The following is an 18,305-nucleotide window of genomic DNA, read 5'->3' as shown; positions in this document are numbered from 1 at the left end:
TCCCACCCCGCCGCGATCGGCCACCCCTTGAGAGAGGACCCCCAGGTGAAGAAGGCCATCGTGCTGGCCACCGCTGCCCTGGCGCTCGCCGCGTGCGCGCCGGCAGGGTCACAGCAGCCAGTGGCGAACGGGAAGAAGGAGATCTCCTTCCTGGTGTTCGAGACGCCCAACCTGACGCCGGAGTACTGGGACGCGGCCATCAAGCGCGTCACCGACAAGCACCCCGACATCGCGGTGAAGAAGCTCGTGGCGCCGAGCGCGGGCGAGCGCAACGCCTATGCCAAGCAACTGCTCGCCTCGGGGCAGCTGCCCGACGTCATGCAGGCCATCGCGCCCAGCGGGCTCGCCGAGAGCGGCAACCTGTACGCCTGGAGCGACGAGGAGCTGAAGAACTACACCTACCCGCGCTCCAACCCGCTGGGCGGCAAGATCTACCAGCTCCCCTACAACTCCCAGCCGACGCCGCTGGTCTACTACAACAAGAAGCTCTTCGCCGAGGCCGGCATCGACGCGCCGCCCAAGACCTACGCGGAGCTGCTCGACGTCTCGGCCAAGCTCAAGGCCAAGGGCGTCAACCCGTTCGTGGTGGGCGGCGGCGGCAAGGACGCGTTCGCGGCCGGCTACATGTGGATCGCGCTCGTGGGCGCCGACGTCTACGCCCAGCAGCCGGACTTCCTGGTCAAGCGGCGCGCCGGGCAGGTCAAGTTCAGCGACCCGGTCTTCGTCAAGGCCACCCAGAAGTTCGCCGACCTGGTCGGGAAGGGCTACATCGACAAGGCCGGGCTGTCGCGCGACTACCCGTCGACCGAGAAGGCCTTCCTCGACGGCAAGGGCGCGATGTACCCGATGGGGTCCTGGTTCGCCGCCTCGGCCGACGCCGGCAAGCCGGCCTTCGACATCGGGGTCTTCGCCTGGCCCACCGACGACGGCAAGGTCGTGGTGCCCTCGTTCACCGGCGGCGGCCCCGTCGTGAACGCCAAGTCCAAGAACCTGGAGGCGGCGAAGACGTTCGCGCTGGAGTTCAACCAGAACGCGGCCAACAACGACGTGCTCGTCAAGACCGACGCGGCCATCATCGCGATCAACGGCTACCAGCCGCCGCGGATGGGCCCGGTCTACAACGCCACGCTCGACGTCTTCAAGTCGGGGCAGGTCGTCAACGCGTTCACGGTCGAGACCGGCGACGACTCCCTGCTGCCCGGGGTGGGCGACAAGGTGTTCGCGCTGGCCCAGGAGATCATCGCGGGCAAGACCGACGGCGCCGGCGCGGCGAAGGCGCTGGACGAGGAGTGGGTCAAGGCGGGCGGCCAGTAGATGTTCCTCGACAAGCGGGCTGCCACGCGCACCGCGGCCGTCCCCTGGCAGCGGCTGACGTACCTGCTGAGCTTCGTCGCGCCGGGCGTGCTGGTCTACGCCTGTTTCGTCCTCGCGCCGATCCTGCTCAGCTTCGGCTACAGCCTCACCAACGCCAGCCTGTTCACCACGGAGACGCGCTTCGTCGGGGTGGACAACTACCTGCGTCTCCTGGCCGACCCGGCCTTCCTGACCTCGCTCAAGGTGACCACGATCCTGACGCTGATCATCGTGATCGTGCCGAACGTGGCCGGCGTCGGCGTGGCCGTGCTGCTCGACCGCGCCGGCTGGCTCTACCGGGTGCTGCGCAGCGTCTTCTTCATCCCGGTCGTGCTGAGCTCGGTGGTGGTCAGCGTGGTGTGGATGGCCATGCTGCAGGACGAGGGGTTGATCAACCGGCTACTGGGGGTCCGCGTCGGCTGGCTGTCGGACCCCGATCTGGCGCTGTACTCCATCGGCTTCATCATCAGCTGGCAGATGCTCGGCTTCTGCTCGGTGGTCTACCTGGCCGCGCTGCAGGGCGTGCCGCAGTCGCTGCACGAGGCGGCGGCGATCGACGGCGCGGGCTCCTGGACGCGTTTCCGCAAGGTCACCTGGCCGCTGCTGGCGCCCGCGTTGACCACGAACACGGTGATGCTGCTGATCACCGGCTTCAAGGCGTACGACCACATCCAGGTCCTGACGGCGGGCGGCCCGGGGCTGGGCACCACGGCGACGGTGGCCTTCAACGTCATCCAGGTGGGCTTCACCGCCAACCGCACGGGCGAGTCCTCCGCGATGGCGATCCTCATGCTCGTGATCGTCGCGACGGTCTCCGCCGTCGTGCTGCGCGTGCTCAACCGCAGGGAGGTGAACCTGTGAAGTGGCTGCGCCCGCTGGTCTCGATCGTGGTGGCCGGCGCGTTCTTCCTGCCGCTCTACCTGGTCGTGGCCAACGTCTTCAAGCACGGGGCCGACATCACCGCCTCGCCGGCGGCGCTGCCGATCCCGCCGACGCTGGACAACCTCACGCAGGCGCTGACGCGCCCCGACCACCTGTTCTGGAACGGCCTGATCAACAGCGTCACCGTGACGCTGCTGTCGATCGTGATCCTCACGGTCGTCTCGGCCATGCTGGGCCACTACATCTGCCGCACCCCGTCGCGCTTCGCGCGGATCACGCTGCTGGTGCTGCTGGCCGGGCTGATGATCCCGCCGCAGGTGATCCTGGTGCCGGTCACGCAGGTGCTCAACCTGACCGGCCTGATGGGCACGATCAGCGGCCTGGTGCTGTTCAACGTCGGCTATTACGTGCCGTTCGGGGTGTTCGTCTTCTCCGGCTTCATCCGGGCCATCCCGGTCGAGCTGGAGGAGGCCGCCGCGCTCGACGGGGCGGGCAAGTTCGGCACGTTCTGGCGGGTGGTCTTCCCGCTGCTGCGCCCGGCCACGGCCAGCGTGCTGATCTTCCTGGGCGTGTGGATCTGGAACGACTTCCTCAACCCGCTCATCATCCTCGGCCCGGCGGGCGGCACCACGGTCACCGTGGGCGTCTACCGCGCGCTCGGCCAGTTCCAGCGGGACTACGGCGACATGTTCGGCCTGATGGTGCTGTCGGCCCTGCCCATCCTCATCTTCTACTTCGCGCTGCAGAAGCACTTCGTCAAGGGACTCACCGGGGGAGCGGTCAAAGGATGATCAATTTGAGGGACCACATCGGGGAGGTCCTCGACCGGCCGATCACCCTGGCCGTGGTGGGCGCGGGCGCGCGTGGCGCGGCCTACGCCGAGCTGGCCGCCGCGTTGCCCGGCCGCGTGCGGGTGGTGGCCGTGGCGGAGCCGCGCGCCTCCGCCCGGCAGAAGTTCGCGGTACGCCACTCGCTCCCGCCCGAACGGGTCTTCAGCGACTGGAAGGAGCTGGCCGGCCTGGGCAGGATCGCCGACGCGGTGATCGTGGCCACGCTGGACGGCGATCACCTGGCGCCTACCGAGGTCTTCGCCGAGCAGGGCTACGACATCCTGCTGGAGAAGCCCATCGCCCCCACCGAAGCGGAGACGGTGGCCATCGGTGAGGCGGCGGCCCGTACCGGTGCCATGATCGCGGTCTGCCACGTCATGCGCTACACCGCCTACACCCGGCGGCTCCGCGAGGTGCTCCCCCGGATCGGTGACATCGTCACCGTGGAGCACCTGGAGCCGGTCGGGTGGTACCACTTCGCCCACTCGTTCGTGCGCGGCAACTGGCGGCGCGAGGACGAGGCCGCCTTCGCGCTGCTGGCCAAGTCGTGTCACGACATCGACTGGCTGGGCCACATCGTGGGCCGCAGGGCCGAGCGCGTGTCCTCCTTCGGCGGGCTGCGCCACTTCCGCGCCGACCGGCGGCCTCCGGGGGCCGCCGACCGGTGCCTGGAATGCTCGATCGAGCCCGAGTGCCCGTACTCGGCCGTGCGGGTCTACCGCGACGGGCTGCGCAACGGCGGCACCAAGCAGTACTTCACCCGCGTCATGACCGGAGGCCCGCTCACCGAGGAGGCGGTCACCAAGGCGCTGGCCGAGGGCCCCTACGGGCGCTGCGTGTACGCCAGCGACAACGACGTGGTGGACCACCAGGTGGTGACCATCGAGTACGAGGGCGGGATCACCGCCTCCTTCACGATGACCGCGTTCACGCCGCTGGAGAACCGGCACACCAAGCTGTTCGGCACGAATGGCCAACTGACCGGCGACGGCCGATTTATCCACATTTATGACTTTTTGTCGGAAGAAACGACCACCATCGACACCTCGCTGGACGGCTCCAGCGCGGCGGAAGGCCACGCGGGCGGGGACGCCGCCCTGATCGAGTCGTTCGTCACCGCCCTGCACGAGGGCCGGCCCGAGCTGATCCTGTCCGGGATCCAGGAGAGCGTCGACAGCCACCGCGTGGTCTTCGCCGCCGAACGGGCCCGCCGTACCGCGACCGTACAAACCCTCTTGAATGGAGAGCACCCCCTATGAGGCACCGCGCCTTGCTCGCCCTCGCCGTGCTGACCACCTCGGTGGTCGGCCTCACCCCGGCGCCCGCCCAGGCCGGCGCGTCGGAGTGGCAGGACATCCGCAAGATCCTGTCGGCCATCGACGACGCCTACACCACGCCCCCGGCGCTCAACACCGTGCAGACCGCCCGCTACACCGCCGGTCTGCTCCTGGGCAACGGCGACCTGCACGTCACCGCCGACGCACGCGACCAGCAGCAGACGTACTACCTGTCCAAGTCCGACTTCTGGCACAGCAGCAACGGTCAGATGCCCTTCGGCAAGATCTCCATCGGCCCCGCGCACGCCGCCGCCGCGACCTCTGCCGCCAAGGACACCCTCGAGTGCACCGCCGCCTGCGTGATCGACGGCGACCCCGAGACCCGCTGGGTGTCAAAGACCAACGCGAGCGCGTCCGACCCGCAGTGGGTCACCGTCGACCTGGGCGAGGTGAAGACGATCGACCGCTGGGCGGTCAGGCACAACGGCTACCAGGGCAGGGCCGACAACTTCCAGGCGCTCAACACCCAGAACTTCGCCCTGCAGAAGAGCGACGACGGCGTCACCTGGACCGACGTGGACACCGTCACGGGCAACAAGGCCGAGCTGACCGATCGGACCGTGCCCGCCTTCACCGCCCGCCACGTGCGCCTGCTGATCACCGGTGCGGTGCGCAATCCCGCCGACCCGAACCAGAAGGCCTACATCCGCGACCTGCAGCTGTTCGACGGCCAGTCCAACGTCCTCACGGGCGCGCTCGGCACCGACCCGAACTACCGCCAGCAGCAGGACATCCTCAACGCCGAGGTCAACGGCTCCCAGACGGTCGACGGCCGGGTGCTGAGCACCCGCACCTGGACCGCCGACGGCGAGGACCTGCTGGTCACCGAGCTGTCGATTCCCGAGGACGCGCAGCCGCTGCCGCTCCAGATCGACCTGGCCGTGGCCGCCGGCACGACGGGTGTCGCCGGTGACGGGCAGGTGTGGATCACCCGTACGACCGGGGCGGACGGCGAGAGCGGCTGGGTGTCCAAGGCGGCCGCGTCAGCCAAGATCATCGGCTCGCGCACCCCGGTCACCGCGAGCACCCCGTCGAGCAACCTCGCCCGCCTCGCCTTCGAGCTGGCCCCCGGCCGGCCCGTACGGCTCGTCACCTCGCTCCACGGCAACGGCAGCTACGCCAACCCCACGCCGCTGAACGACTTCGTCACCAAGGCGGTGGACCGGGTGGACGACGTCGACGGCCGCGACCTCGACAGGGTCCGCTCCGCCCACCGCGAGTGGTGGAAGAGGTTCTGGCTGAAGTCGTACGTCGACACCGGCGACACGACCCTGAACAAGTACTACTACGGCGCCCTGTACGCGATGGGCGCGGCCAGCCGCGAGGGCTACTTCCTGCCCGGCACCTACTCGCCGTGGCGCACCATCGACCAGACGGGTGGCTCCAACCGCTACTGGCTGAACTACAACACCCAGGCCCCGTTCTACGGCGTCTACTCGTCCAACCGGCCCGAGCTGGCCGCGCCGTACTACAAGACGGTGGCGGCCGAGCTTCCGTACCAGCGCAACACCACGCATGCCGCGGGGTACAAGGGTCTGACCTTCAGCCGGACCATCTACCCGTACAACCAGACCCGTCCCGCCCCCGCCGAGGTCCCGGTGACGGGTCCCAAGTCGCCGAAGAAGCTCGCCGACCAGAAGACCAACGGCACGTTCGCCGCGATCCCGTTCCTGTGGAACTGGGAGTACACCCGGGACGAGCAGTTCCTGCGCACCACGGCCTACCCGTTCCTGAAGGATCTGGGTGAGTTCTGGATGGATTTCGTGGTCAAGGGCGACGACGGCAAGTACCACGTCCTGAACAGCGCCGTGAACGAGGGCGGCGACGACGTCGACTCGACCTACGACCTCGGCTACATCCGGCGGACGCTGACCGCGCTGATCGAGTACAGCCAGGTGCTCGGCGTGGACGCGGAGCTGCGGCCGGTCTGGCAGAGCTACCTGGACGACCTGGCCCCGTACCCGACGGCGACCATGGACGGCCTGGACGTCATCCTGCTCGCCTCCAAGATCGAGAACCCGATCAAGGGCAACGCGCTGCTCAACAAGAACGACCAGCCGATCAACCTTGAGGGCGCCGTCCATCCCAGCGACAACCTGGCCATCGGCGGCGACCCCGAGCAGTTGCGGAAGGTCCGCAACACCCTGCAGTGGGTGGACCCGTTCCTGCCGGGCTCGCGCGGCTCCTCCATCAACGGGTTCCCGAAGACGTTCACCATCGCGGCCCGTGCGGGCTGGGATCCCGAGGACCTCATCGGCAAGTTCACGACCGTGATCAAGTCGTTGTGGCGGCCGAACCTGACCGTGGCGCAGTCGGGCGGCGGACTGGAGACCTCGGGCTCGCTCGAAACCGTGAACTCGATGTTCCTGCAGACGTTCGAGGACGTCATCCGGGTCTTCCCGGACTGGCCCGCCGGCCGTGACGGCAAGTTCGTCCGGCTGCGCGCCAAGGGCGCGTTCCTGGTCTCCGCCGAGCGCAAGGCCGGGCGGGAGGTGTCGGCCATCTCGCTGACCAGCGAGAAGGGCGGGCGTGCCACGCTCGCCAGCCCGTGGCAGTCGGGCCGCCCCGTCGTGGTGGACGCCGCCACGCACCGGACCGTGGCGCTCACGTTCGGCCGCGCCGCGAACACCGGGGAGGTGACCTTCTCCTTCGACACCCAGTCCGGCCACACCTACACGGTGACCGCGCGCTAGAAGGCGCTCATCGCGGGCCCGCCACCACCCATGGCGGGCCCGCGTTCGATGACCACTTCCCCTCCGCACCTCGGCCGAGGCCCCTTGGGAAAGGGGAGGCGGGCGGTGCGGGCCCGGGTGCTCGAAGGGTGCGGCTGGTGCGGCGGGACAGGTGGGCGGCTAGGCGGCGCGGCCCTCCAAGCCGACGATCGTGATCGTGCCGGAGGTGGCGCGCAGGCCGATGCCGTACCGGAAGCCCTCGCGGGCCTGCGGCGTGGCCAGCGTGGCGCCGATGCCGGCCGTGCGGAGCCGATGCCACTGACCGCCCGTGTGGGCGAAGGAGGTGATGGTGTCGCCGGACAGCACCAGCGCGAAGCGGTCGCCCGGCGCGAGCGTCAGCGGCGCGTCGCCGGGCGTGTCCAGGAAGCGGCCGCCGACCCGCACGTTGATGCCGGACTGCTTGCGGGTGTTGTTGTACCAGGCCGTCACGTAGGTGTCCCGGTCCTTGACCCAGCCCACGAACAGGCTGTCCTCCGGGCTGCCGGTCCCGGCGAACGAGCCGACCGTCACCACGCTGATCGCCTCGGCCGACGACGGCCCCGCCGGGCCCGCGACCATTCCGAAGAAGGGCTGCGTGCCGCTGCCCGCGAACCGGCCGCCGCCGGCCGAGGTCGCCGGCCTGGCCTCGCCGTCGAAGGGCTGGTACACGGTGTAGCCCGCCGAGGTGTCAGTGGTGAACGCGTCCTGGGCCTCGGCCTTCGGGTAGGAGGCGGGGTCGAGCGGCACCTCCACGTGCGCGTACGCGCTGGCGGCCCGCGCCGACCGGTCGTACGTCGCGAAGGCGCGCACCGGGTAGGCGTCCGGGCGCGGTGAGGTCCCGGGCGGCGGCGTCACCCGCCAGCGCACCGCGAACCGGCCGCCGGGCCGCACCACCGGCGTCTCCGCGCGTCCGAGCGGCTCGGCCGACCAGCCCGGCGGCACGGCGGGCGCCACCTTGACGTGGGTGGCGGGCTTGCGGCCGTCGTTGGCGAAGGTGGCGGTCACCACGGCGGGCACGCCCGGCTCGGTGACGGCCGCGTCCAGCCGGGTGTCGCCCGCGGCGGGCGACCACGCCTGCAACTCGGTGACGCCGACGTACGCGCCGGGCGGGTTGCCGAACGCCAGCCGGACCCTGGTCGTGGTCAGGGCGGGGAACGTGATCCGGTTCAGCGCCGCGCTCGGCTCTCGCGGCGTGCGCACCTGACCCGGCACCTCCCGCCACGCCGCCCCGTCCCAGAACTCCAGCCGGTAGGACGCCGGCGCCCGCACCCCGCCCCCGTCGTCGTAGGCGTAGAACCGCACGTCACTCACCTCGGTCGGCACGCCGAAGTCCACGCCGAGATGGTCCTCGGGGTTCGGGGAGCGGTAGTTGGTCCACCGGCTGTGCGGGATGTCGTCGTAGAAGATCCGCCCGTCCACCGCGTCCCACACGTTGTCGATGCCGTTGGTGTACGACGCGAACGGCTTGGGGTAGCCGGTTCCGTACGGGTTGGCGGCGTCGTTGCCGGGACGCGAGGAGCGGTCGGGCGCGACGGCGGCCGGCACGCGGGCGGTCAGCTCGCCGAGCGCGGGCCGCGCGGCGGCGAGCCTGCCGTTCACGTAGACGCGCAGTCCCTTGCCCTGGCCGTACCTCGTGCCGTCGCGGTCCCACAGCACCGTCACGTTGTGCCCGTGGTAGGGCACGTTCTCCAGCGCGAAGTGGTCCCACTCCGCGGGCGCCAGCGGGTTCACCACGACCTCGCCGTCCGCCTGCGGGCGCAGCCCGATCAGGCCGCTGATCACCAGGTCGTTGAAGGTGGAGTGGTTGTAGTGCTCGCTGTGCCCCCGCGCGTCGTAGATCCAGCGCGGCTCGTCGGGGTGGTGCGCCTCGGCGACGTACGGCCGGCCGTCCTTGTACTGGGTGAGCGCGTAGCCGCGCAGCATCCGGTAGTAGTCGGCGGCGGTGACCACGTCCTGGTCGCGGTCGTTGAGCAGGTTGGCCATGGCGGTGAGCGTGGTCGAGGTGGAGTACGGCCAGCTCGGGCCGTCCCAGTGGCAGCAGCCGCCGAGAGCGTCCCGCATGAAGAAGGGGCTGCGCCGCTCGGCCGTGGTCGGCCCGTACGGCGCGGCGAACCCCTGGGGGTCCAGCAGCTGTGCCCACGCCTTCTCGGTCCCGGGCTTGGCCATGCCGAACGCCCACGGCACGAACCCGATCTGCTCCCTCGTGGAGACCAGCTTCCGCTGCGGGTCCAGGTCGGCGCGGGCCTTGTGGTAGAAGAACTGCCGCTCCGGGTCCCACAGATAGCGGTGCAGCGCGTCGCGCAGCGAGGCGGCCCGCTGCTCGAACGTCCTGGACAGGGCTCCGTCGCCGCGCATCCGGGCGATGGCGGCGATCGCCCTGGCGTCGCCGTACTGGTAGGCGTTGAGCGTCGGCCGGTAGCCCGCGCCGCCGTGGTAGGGATCGGCCGGGTCGGTCTCGTAGGAGGAGGCGGTGTACTCCATCGCGTCCCACACCGGCACCGACCAGTACAGGCCCAGGTCCTTGTCGTACTGGCCGCCCCACTTGTCGTACTGGCGGACCAGGTCGGGCAGCAGGTTCTCGACGAAGGACGCGTCGCCGGTGACGAGATAGCGCTGGTAGGCGGCGTCGGCCGCCCACCAGGCGTACTCGTGCGCCCAGTCGTCGGTGTCCTTGTTGAGGTACTCCTCCTTCGGCTTGGGGCTCTTGCCGGGGCCCTGCAGCCAGTAGGTGAGGTAGTCGTCGAGCGGGCGGGTGTCGCGCAGCCAGCGGCCCTCGTACACATGGTGGCCCGCGGCGGCGACGATGCCGCCGAGCGGCGCGGCGTAGCCGGGGGCGTTGTGGAACTCGGTGATGATGTCGCCGGTCGCGGAGTCGGTGTAGCGGATGTGCCGCTTGTAGGTGCTCCAGCGGTAGTAGTAGACGTCCTGGATCTCCCGGTCGGGCACCTCCAGGAAGGGGATGTTCGCCTCGTACCACTCCGGCTCGGCGTACCCGGCCAGCAGGGCCCGGTGGTCGAGGAAGGCGGTGCCCGGGCCGGGCTCGGGGTATGCCGGAGGGGGCGCCGGAGTGGCGGCGTTCGCCGGGGTGAGGGTCAGGGCGGTCGGCGCGACCAGCGCCGCGAGCATCGCGAGCGCCACAGCCGTGCGTCTCATGGTCACCTCAAGCGTTCGGATTCGATCCCTATAAGCGATCGGATCTGACCGATATTGCCCACATATTGACCAGTCGCGAGCGAAAGCACAAGATCTGTCCAGAAATGTGTGCCGACACCTCGGCTATAGATTGCCTAGCTAACTACAAAAAACATAGTAGTCTGCGGACATGGAACTAGGTATCGCCCTGCCTACCTCTGGACCGCTGGCCGGTCCCGCCAACATCGCCCGCGTCGCGCGTGAGGCGGAACGGCTCGGCTACGACTCAGTGTGGACCTATGAGCGGCTGCTGCGGCCGACCGCGCCCATTCCGATGGGCGGGGGCGAGCCGCAGCCGGTGCCCGAGATCTACCGGGTCGTCTACGAGCCGTTGGAGACGCTGAGCTACGTGGCGGCCATCACGGATCGGATCAAGCTCGGCACCAGCATCGTCGACGCCCTGCTGCACCCGGCGGCCGTCCTGGCCAAACGGTTCGCCACCCTCGACCAGTTCAGCGGCGGCCGGCTGATCGCCGGGCTCGGCCAGGGCTGGATGCCGCAGGAGTTCGACGCGGCCGGCGTGCCGATGAGCCGGATCGGGCGCGGCATGGACGAGGTCATCGCCGCCATGCGGGCCTGCTGGGGGCCGGACCCCGTCTCGTACGACGGCGAGTTCACCCACATCGCCGAGTCGGAGATCAACCCCAAGCCGGTGCAGGCGCACATACCGATCCTGCTCGGCTCCATGACACCGGCCGGCCTGCGGCGGGCCGCCCGCATCGCCGACGGCCTCAACCCGGTGGTGCTCTCGCGCGAGACGCTGGTCGACCTGACCAAGGCGTACCGGTCGGCCGTCGAGGGGCTGGGCCGCGACCCCGGGTCGGTCACCGTGGTCGCGCGGGCCAACGTGCCGCTCACCGCCGAGCCGCTGGGCGACGACCGGCCGTTCCTGGGCGGCTCCCCGCGGCAGATCGCCGACGACCTGGCCTCGATCGAGGGCACCGGCGTCGACCACGTCCTGTTCGCCGCCTCGGGCCGCGAGCAGGAAGGCGGGGTGAGCGGGATCGACGAGACACTCGACCTCTACGCCGAGCTCATCGGCCTGGCCCGCCGGTAGCCGGGACCGCGTCCACCCCCGTCGGTCTCAGGGGTCGCAGAGCTCGCTGATGTTGTTGCGGGCGGCCCAGGCGTGGAGCTCCTGGAAGGCCCCGCGCAGGTCCTGCCCGACGGGGGTGAGCCGGTAGAGGACCGCGGTGGCCGGGCCGTCAGCCAGCTGGCGCTCGACGAGCCCGGTCGCCATCAGTTCGCGAAGCCGGTCGGCGAGGATGCCGTCGGTGATCCCGGAGATCGCCTTCGCGAGCTCGCTGAACCGCGCCGGCCGCTCCATCAGAGCGACGATGATCATGCCGTTCCAGCGCTTGCCGAGCACCTTGAACACGTCCGCGAACTGCATGTCGCAGGACAGGCTCCGCGGGCTCTCGTCCGAGGCGACGCTCCCGGAGACGTGTTCGGCCATGGCCCTCAGCCTACCTGCGGGTCAGAGGGCCCGGGGGTCCGCTCGCAGGGCACCGAGGAGCCCGCAGACGGCCATGACGAGGTGCTCGCCCAGCCGCCGCCAGGACGCGGCGGCGTGCTCGGCGGTGTGACCGGTGGCCAGATCGCCTTCCAGTTCGGCGCACATGTGCACGATGAGCACGCGGGTCATCGCCTCGCGCTGTGCGCGCCCGCAGGGGTCGGGCTCGCCCTGCCCCTGGGTGGCCCAGTGGGTGGCGTCGTACAGGCGGCGCAGGGACGGCGTCTCGAGGTTGGCGCGGACGGCGTACTCGCGCAGGGCGGGCTCGACGACGACCTGGCCGAGGAAGCGCCCGTACCAGGAGGGGACGCCCAGGTCGATGTGGTGCTCGATGTGGGGCAGCACCACACACCGGATCTTGTCCTCCAGCGCCATGTCCCCCGGCTCGCCGAGGCGGCTCATCATCGCCACCCGGTGCCGCTCCATGGCCTCGGCGTGCTCGGCCAGGATGGCTTTGACGAGCTCGTCACGCCCGGTGAAGTGGTACTGCACCGCGGATTTGTTGCGTTGCCCGGCGGCTTCGCCGATCTGCCGGATCGACACCCCGGCGAAGCCATCGGCGGCGTACAGGCGTTCCGCCGCACGCATGATCGCGCCCCTCGCGATCAGCGAACGCGCGGACGCCTGCAGCGGCATCACGAGATCACCACGTGACCCAGACGTCCTGGAGCCCACCCGACAGCAGCCCGGTGCGCAGGCGCAACTCGTCGGCGCTGTCGCGCAGGCGCAGGGTGGGCAGCCGGCGGATGAGCGTGCCGAGCACGACCTGCAGCTCGAGGCGGGCCAGCGGCTGGCCGAGGCAGTAGTGCGGGCCCGCGCCGAAGCTCAGGTGCTGGTTGGCGTTGTCGCGGCGCGGGTCGAACCGTTCCGGGTCGTCGAACTTGCGCGGGTCCCGGTTGGCCGCGGGCCGGCACGGGATCACGGTGCTGCCCGTGGGCACGGCAGTGCCGCTGAACTCGCTGTCCTCGGTGGCGACCCGGGGGAAGCCGATCACGCTGAGCGTGGTGTCGAGCCGCAGGACCTCCTCGACGGCGCCCGGGATGAGCTCGGGGTCGTCGATGACCGCCTGGTAGCGCTCCGGCTCCGACAGCAGCATCGCCGCCATGATGGCGATCATGTTGGAGGTGGTCTCGTGCCCGGCCAGCAGCAGCGCCATCACGGTGCTGATCAGCTCCTCGTGGCTGAGCCTGCCGTCCTCGCTGTCGGAGATCTGGGTCAGCTCGCTGAGCAGGTCGTCGCCGGGGTTCGCCCGCTTCTCGTCGACCAGAGCCGAGACGTACGCGCCGAACTCCTCGTACGTCTGCCGCACCTCCTCCTGCGTGTAGCGCGTCAGCGTCAGCATGACCTGCGACCAGTGCGCGAACTTGTCCTGGTCCCGGCTGGGGGCGCCGACCAGGGCGCAGATGACCCGCACCGGCAGCGGCAGCCCCAGCTGGACCGACAGGTTGGCCGGTGAGCCGGACTTCAGCAGGTCGTCGACGAGCTCGTCGGCCATCCCCTGCACCCGGGGCCGCCACGTCTCCATCTTGCGGATGGTGAAGGACTTGCTGAGCAGCCGCCGCCACCGCAGGTGGTCCTCGCCCTCCCTGAATCTCGTGTTGCCGCTGCGGGAGAAGATCCCGCCGTCCTCCGTCGTGGACACCCGCGCGGCGCCCTCGCCTCCGCGCCGGAAGCGCGTGTCCGTGAGCACCGAGCGGACGTCGTCGTAGCGGGTCAGCAGCTGCGCGGAGTCGCCGCTGGGCAGCCGCACGTGGGCCACGGGACAGCGGGACTGCAACTCGGCCCACTCCTGCGGCGGCTCCAGGGCCGTCGTCCGAGGGAAGGGGTATTCGGGCATGGTTTCGGTCATGACGTCCCCTATGTCGTTGACGAGTCACCGCCAACAATAAGGAGACCGCCTTAATAAGGCAAGGACCTTAAATGTCCCGGTTCACCGGCTGGTAGTCGAACCAGTCGAAGCCGGCGCTCCCCTCCGTGACGTACATGCCGATCACCCGTCCCGTGAAGCCGGTCGCCACCTCCGTGGACAGGTACCGCCCGTCCAGCGAGGCCAGGAGAGCGCCGTCGGCGGAGAAGGCGATGGTGTCCGGCCCCCTGCCGTCGACGCCCATCGGCTCGGCGACCGGCTCGATGGCGGAGGGCGGCAGGATGTCGCGCGTACGGATGTCGAGGGTCAGGGTGATCGGCCCGGGCGGGACCGGTCGCTCGGCCACGCACTGGCGCACCGGGCCGATGCGCGCGATCACCCGCGCCCGCCCCTCGCCCACCTCCAGGTCGTAGTGGTGGGCCTCATCCAGGCGCACGGACAGCCCGGCCGTGCCGGATCCGGGGTCCAGACGGGCGGCGACACGGCAGTCGTGGTGCTGCTGGCGGCGCCCCACGAAGGTGTGGCCGGGCCGGTCGAGGGTCGGGCCGGTGGCGTGCAGGGTCAGCCAGCCGGGACGGGCGCCCAGCGACCAGGACCCGTCGGGGCGGCTGCGCGGCGAGATCCAGTACGGCGCGAGCGCGCCGGCGTCGAAGTCGTCGCGGTACGGCTCCTCGGGCAGGGGGTGCCAGGCGGCGGGCGCGGGGTGGCGTTCCTCGACGGGACCCACGACCGGCCAGCCGTCCTCCCACCGCACGGGGGTGAGGAAGGTCTCCCGCCCGAGTGCCTGGTACTCGGGTGTGTAGCCGCGCGGGCGGGCGCCAAGCAGGACCATCCACCAGGTGCCGTCGGCGGCCTGCACGAGGTCGGCGTGGCCGGTGCTCTGGATCGGCCGGTTGGTGCCGCGGTGCGTCAGGATGGGATTGACCGGCCCGGGTTCGAAGGGCCCGCGCGGCGAGCGCGCGCGGGCGATCGACACGGCGTGGCCGCGCTCGGTGCCGCCTTCGGACATGAGCAGGTACCACCAGCCGTCCAGCTGGTAGAGGTGCGGCGCTTCCGGATATTTCCCGCCGGTGCCCGACCAGATCGGGTACGGCCCCTCCAGGACCTTGCCGCCGTCCGGATCGATGCGCGCCACCTGGTTGCCCGAGGTGGTGCACCAGCACGAGCCGTCCTCGTCCCAGGCCAGGTCGGGGTCGACGCCGGGCAGGTCGATCCAGATCGGGTCGGACCAGGGACCTTCCGGACGTTCGGCGGCGACGAGGAAGTTGCCGCCCGCTCTCACGTTGGTGGTGATCAGGTAGAAGCGGCCGTCGTGGTGGCGGATCGTCGGCGCGAAGATGCCGCCCGAGGCGGGCACGTCCGCGGGCAGGTCCAGCTGCGAGGGCCGGTCGAGCACGTTGCCGATCTGGCGCCAGTGCACCAGGTCCCGGCTGTGGAAGATCGGCACGCCGGGGACGTACTCGAAGCTGGAGCAGACGAGGTAGTAGTCCTCGCCGACCCGGCACACACTGGGGTCCGGGTGGAACCCGGCCACCACCGGGTTGTCGTACATCTGCACTGAAGAGGCCTTTCAGAAAGTCAGCCCTTGAAGGCGCCGTCCATGATCCCGGCCACCATGCGCCTGCCGACGAAGACGAACAGCACCAGCAGCGGCAAGGTGGCCAGGAACGAACCGGACATGGCCAGCCCGAGGTCGACGTCCAAGCTGTTCTGCAGCGCTTTGATGGCGATCTGCGCGGTGTACATCTCGGGCGACTTCAGCACGATGAACGGCCACAGGAAGTCGTTCCAGGAGGTGACGAAGCCGAGCAGCCCGAGCACGAAGGCGGCCGGCCGCACCAGCGGGAACGCGATGCGCCAGAAGATCTGCCAGCTGGTCGCCCCGTCGATGCGGGCGGCCTGCAGGATCTCGTCGCTGATCGTCGAGGACAGGTGCTGGCGCATCCAGAAGATGCCGAACGCGCTGGCCAGGCCGGGCACGATGAGCGCCTGCAACGTGTCGACCCAGTTCAGGGACGAGATGATCATGTACTGCGGGATGACCGCGAGCTGCGTCGGCACGGTCATGGTCAGCACCACGATCAGGAACAGCACGTTGCGGCCGGGGAAGCGCAGCTTGGCGAAGGCGAACCCGGCCAGCGAGCAGAGCACGGCGTGCCCTACGCCGATCGTCCCGGCCACGATCAGGCTGTTGAGGATCGAGCGCACGAACGGCACCGTCGAGAACACCAGCCCGGCCAGGTGGAAGAAGTTGCCGCCCGGCACGATCTCGGGCGGCAGCTGGGTGGCGGTCGCCGAGTCGGTGGTGGCCACCACGAACATCCAGTACAGCGGGAACAGGCAGGCGAGCGCGGCCAGGCCGAGCAGCAGGTAGGCCCACCAGCGGACCCGGTCATTCATGATTGCTCCTGCGGGTGCGGGTGGACAGGAAGTAGTTGAGCGTGGCGACGGCGATGATCAGGACGAACAGCGCCACGCCGATGGCAGCGCCGTAGCCGAACTGGAACTGGCCGAAGCCCTGCTCGTACAGGAACAACGTGAGAGTCTGACACTGCCGGATCGCCCCGCAGGTGTACGAGGAGCGGCCCATCAGCAGGGGCTCGGTGAAGATCTGCAGGCCGCCGATCGTCGAGGTCACGATCGTGAAGACGATGACCGGCCGCAGCGACGGGATCGAGATGTGGCGGAACTGCTTCCACCCGCCCGCGCCGTCCACCGCCGCCGCCTCGTAGATCGCACGCGGGATCGCCTGCAGCGAGGCCAGGTAGAGCAGCGTCGTGTAGCCGAACCAGCGCCACGTCACCATGACGGCGATCAGCAGGTGGCTGCCCCACACCGACTGCTTGAAGTCGATCGGCCCGATGCCGGCGAAGCCCAGCAGCCAGTTGAGCAGGCCGTAGTCACGGTCGAACATCTGGGCGAAGACGATCGCGGTGGCCGCCACCGAGGTGATGTACGGCACCAGCATCGACATCCGGAAGAACACCGCCAGCCGCAGCCGGGCCTGGTTGAGCAGGTGCGCCACGCCCAGCGCGATCACCAGCTGCGGGACGGTGGACAACACCCAGATGCTGATGGTGTTCCGGAGGGCGTTCCAGAACCGGGGGTCGCCGAACAGGCGGCTGAAGTTGTCGAAGCCGACGAAGACGTGCTCGCCGATGGGGTTCCAGTCGAACAGCGCGACGTAGAACGTGAAGAGCAGGGGGACGAGGCCGAACACCGCGAAGATCAGGAAGAACGGCGCGATGTAGGCGTACGGGGCGATGCGCTCGCCGATGCTCTGCCGCACCCGTGTCGTGAGCGCGGGCGTCCCCGCGACCCTCTCGAGAGTCGCCGTCACTTGCCGATCGCCGTCTTGACGTTGGCCAGCGCCGTGTCCCAGGCCTTGGCGGCGTCACCCTTGCCCAGCTCGACGTTGTTGAGGGCGTTCTGGAGCTCCTGGCCGATGGCCGAGCTGTCGGGGCCGATGTAGAACGGCTTGAGCCCGAGCAGGGAGTCGGTGTAGATCTTCCCGATCGGCGCGCCGGAGAAGAACTCGTCCTTCTGCCCGGTGAGCTTGGGGTCCTGGTAGACCGACGGGGTCGTGGGCAGCGAGCCGGCGTTCAGGAAGTGCGCGAGCTGGCCCTGCGGCGACTGCATCTTGGAGATGTAGTCCCAGGCGGCCTTGGCGTTCTTGGCGCCCTTGGGGATGGCCAGGTAGCTGCCGCCCCAGTTGCCGGCCCCGCCGGGGATCGTGGCGATGTCCCACTTGCCCTTGGTGTCGGGGGCGGTCCTGCGGATCGAGCCCAGCATCCACGACGGCGCGGAGATCACCGCGAACTGCCCCTTGCTCATGCCCGCGCTCCACCCGTCGGTGAACGAGCTCTGCTTCGCCGTGATCCCGGCCTGAATGGCCTTGATCGCCAGGTCGAAGGCCGTCTTGACCTGCGGGCTGGTGCTGTAGACGACGTTGCCGGACGGGTCGTAGTACTTCTGCGGCCCCTGGTTGACCGCCTGGTAGAACACGCTGGTGGACGCGTTGTCCACGAACGCCTTGCCGGTCTTGGCGACATACTTCTTGCCGGTCTCGATGAACGCGTCCCAGGTGGGCCAGAGCTTGCCCACCTCCTCGCGGTCGGTCGGCAGCCCGGCCTCCTTGAACAGGTCCGTCCGGTAGGCCACGGCCATGCCGCCCACGTCCGTCGGGATGCCGATGATCGAGCCGTCCTTGGCGGTGGGCTGGCTGATCACCCAGTCCAGGTAGTCGCCCTTGATCTTGTCCGCGCCGAGCTGCCGCAGGTCGTAGAAGTTCTGCGACTGCTGCACGAACTTCGGCAGGTCGTCCCCCTGGATGAGCACGAGGTCGGGGACCTTGCCACCGGCCAGCGCGGTGGTCAGCGCCTGCGCCGTCTCCGTCGAGCTGCCCACCTCGGTGAGCTTGACCTGCACGCCCGGGTTGACCTTGTGGTACTCGTCGACCGAGGCCTTCTGGTCGATCCCGGAGAACGACCAGAACTCGAACGACTTGCCGTCGCCCGAGGGCTGCGAGGGGGTGCCACCGGAGCCGCCGCCGCAGGCGGTGGCGGTCAGGGCGATGGCCGCGGCGAGCACGGCGGGGGTTGCGATACGGAGCTTCACGGT

14 protein-coding genes are annotated in these 18,305 nt (G+C 69.8%); 6 read left to right on the top strand and 8 right to left on the bottom strand.

Going from position 1 to position 18,305, the window contains the following annotated elements; all coding sequences use genetic code 11:
• Positions 1-45 precede the first annotated feature (45 nt).
• Genes ACQPWU_RS16355 through ACQPWU_RS16335 form a run of 5 tightly spaced genes read left to right on the top strand, consistent with a single transcriptional unit; the run spans position 46 to position 7,095 of the window.
• On the top strand, positions 46-1,314 hold the full coding sequence (locus ACQPWU_RS16355) for an ABC transporter substrate-binding protein (protein ID WP_433440813.1): 1,269 nt from the start codon (positions 46-48) through the stop codon (positions 1,312-1,314).
• Positions 1,315-2,214 (top strand): carbohydrate ABC transporter permease, encoded by a 900-nt coding sequence (locus tag ACQPWU_RS16350; protein ID WP_433440811.1) that lies wholly within the window; start codon positions 1,315-1,317, stop codon positions 2,212-2,214.
• Positions 2,211-3,026: a carbohydrate ABC transporter permease gene (locus ACQPWU_RS16345; protein ID WP_433440809.1), complete on the top strand. Its 816-nt coding sequence runs from the start codon at positions 2,211-2,213 to the stop codon at positions 3,024-3,026. The genes ACQPWU_RS16350 and ACQPWU_RS16345 overlap by 4 nt, the downstream gene beginning before the upstream one ends.
• A complete protein-coding gene (locus ACQPWU_RS16340; RefSeq protein WP_433440807.1) occupies positions 3,023-4,324 on the top strand; it encodes a Gfo/Idh/MocA family protein in 1,302 nt (433 codons plus the stop codon). The genes ACQPWU_RS16345 and ACQPWU_RS16340 overlap by 4 nt, the downstream gene beginning before the upstream one ends.
• Complete coding sequence (locus ACQPWU_RS16335) at positions 4,321-7,095, top strand: glycosyl hydrolase family 95 catalytic domain-containing protein (protein WP_433440805.1); 2,775 nt, start codon at positions 4,321-4,323, stop codon at positions 7,093-7,095. The genes ACQPWU_RS16340 and ACQPWU_RS16335 overlap by 4 nt, the downstream gene beginning before the upstream one ends.
• A 159-nt stretch (positions 7,096-7,254) precedes the next feature.
• Here ACQPWU_RS16335 and ACQPWU_RS16330 read toward each other — a convergent pair whose 3' ends face one another.
• Positions 7,255-10,266: an MGH1-like glycoside hydrolase domain-containing protein gene (locus ACQPWU_RS16330; protein WP_433440802.1), complete on the bottom strand. Its 3,012-nt coding sequence runs from the start codon at positions 10,264-10,266 to the stop codon at positions 7,255-7,257.
• 169 nt (positions 10,267-10,435) lie between these two features.
• On the opposite strand from ACQPWU_RS16330, the gene ACQPWU_RS16325 reads away from it, so the two are divergent.
• Complete coding sequence (locus ACQPWU_RS16325; RefSeq protein WP_433440800.1) at positions 10,436-11,362, top strand: TIGR03619 family F420-dependent LLM class oxidoreductase; 927 nt, start codon at positions 10,436-10,438, stop codon at positions 11,360-11,362.
• 27 nt (positions 11,363-11,389) lie between these two features.
• On the opposite strand, the gene ACQPWU_RS16320 is transcribed toward ACQPWU_RS16325, so the two are convergent.
• The 7 genes from ACQPWU_RS16320 to ACQPWU_RS16290 all read right to left on the bottom strand — a co-directional run bounded on the left by ACQPWU_RS16320 (position 11,390) and on the right by ACQPWU_RS16290 (position 18,302).
• On the bottom strand, positions 11,390-11,761 hold the full coding sequence (locus ACQPWU_RS16320) for a winged helix-turn-helix transcriptional regulator (RefSeq protein ID WP_433440798.1): 372 nt from the start codon (positions 11,759-11,761) through the stop codon (positions 11,390-11,392).
• A 21-nt stretch (positions 11,762-11,782) separates the two neighbouring features.
• The gene (locus tag ACQPWU_RS16315) at positions 11,783-12,454 is read right to left on the bottom strand and encodes a TetR/AcrR family transcriptional regulator (RefSeq protein ID WP_433445222.1); all 672 of its coding nucleotides are present in this window, start codon (positions 12,452-12,454) and stop codon (positions 11,783-11,785) included.
• A 7-nt stretch (positions 12,455-12,461) separates the two neighbouring features.
• A complete protein-coding gene (locus tag ACQPWU_RS16310) occupies positions 12,462-13,667 on the bottom strand; it encodes a cytochrome P450 (RefSeq protein WP_433440796.1) in 1,206 nt (401 codons plus the stop codon).
• A 67-nt stretch (positions 13,668-13,734) separates the two neighbouring features.
• On the bottom strand, positions 13,735-15,237 hold the full coding sequence (locus ACQPWU_RS16305) for a glycoside hydrolase family 43 protein (RefSeq protein WP_433445221.1): 1,503 nt from the start codon (positions 15,235-15,237) through the stop codon (positions 13,735-13,737).
• Positions 15,238-15,263: 26 nt separating this feature from the next.
• On the bottom strand, positions 15,264-16,085 hold the full coding sequence (locus tag ACQPWU_RS16300; RefSeq protein ID WP_433440794.1) for a carbohydrate ABC transporter permease: 822 nt from the start codon (positions 16,083-16,085) through the stop codon (positions 15,264-15,266).
• Entirely contained in the window at positions 16,078-17,025 is a 948-nt protein-coding gene (locus ACQPWU_RS16295) for a carbohydrate ABC transporter permease (protein ID WP_433440792.1), read from the bottom strand. The genes ACQPWU_RS16300 and ACQPWU_RS16295 overlap by 8 nt, the downstream gene beginning before the upstream one ends.
• Positions 17,022-18,302 (bottom strand): ABC transporter substrate-binding protein, encoded by a 1,281-nt coding sequence (locus tag ACQPWU_RS16290; RefSeq protein WP_433440790.1) that lies wholly within the window; start codon positions 18,300-18,302, stop codon positions 17,022-17,024. Before ACQPWU_RS16290 ends, ACQPWU_RS16295 begins: the two co-directional genes overlap by 4 nt.
• Positions 18,303-18,305 lie beyond the last annotated feature (3 nt).

It is taken from the genome of Nonomuraea sp. CA-141351 (assembly GCF_050944675.1).
Classification (GTDB): Bacteria; Actinomycetota; Actinomycetes; order Streptosporangiales; family Streptosporangiaceae; genus Nonomuraea.
Note: the sequence above shows the minus strand (reverse complement) of the source record. Positions and strands in the feature narration are given on the sequence as shown.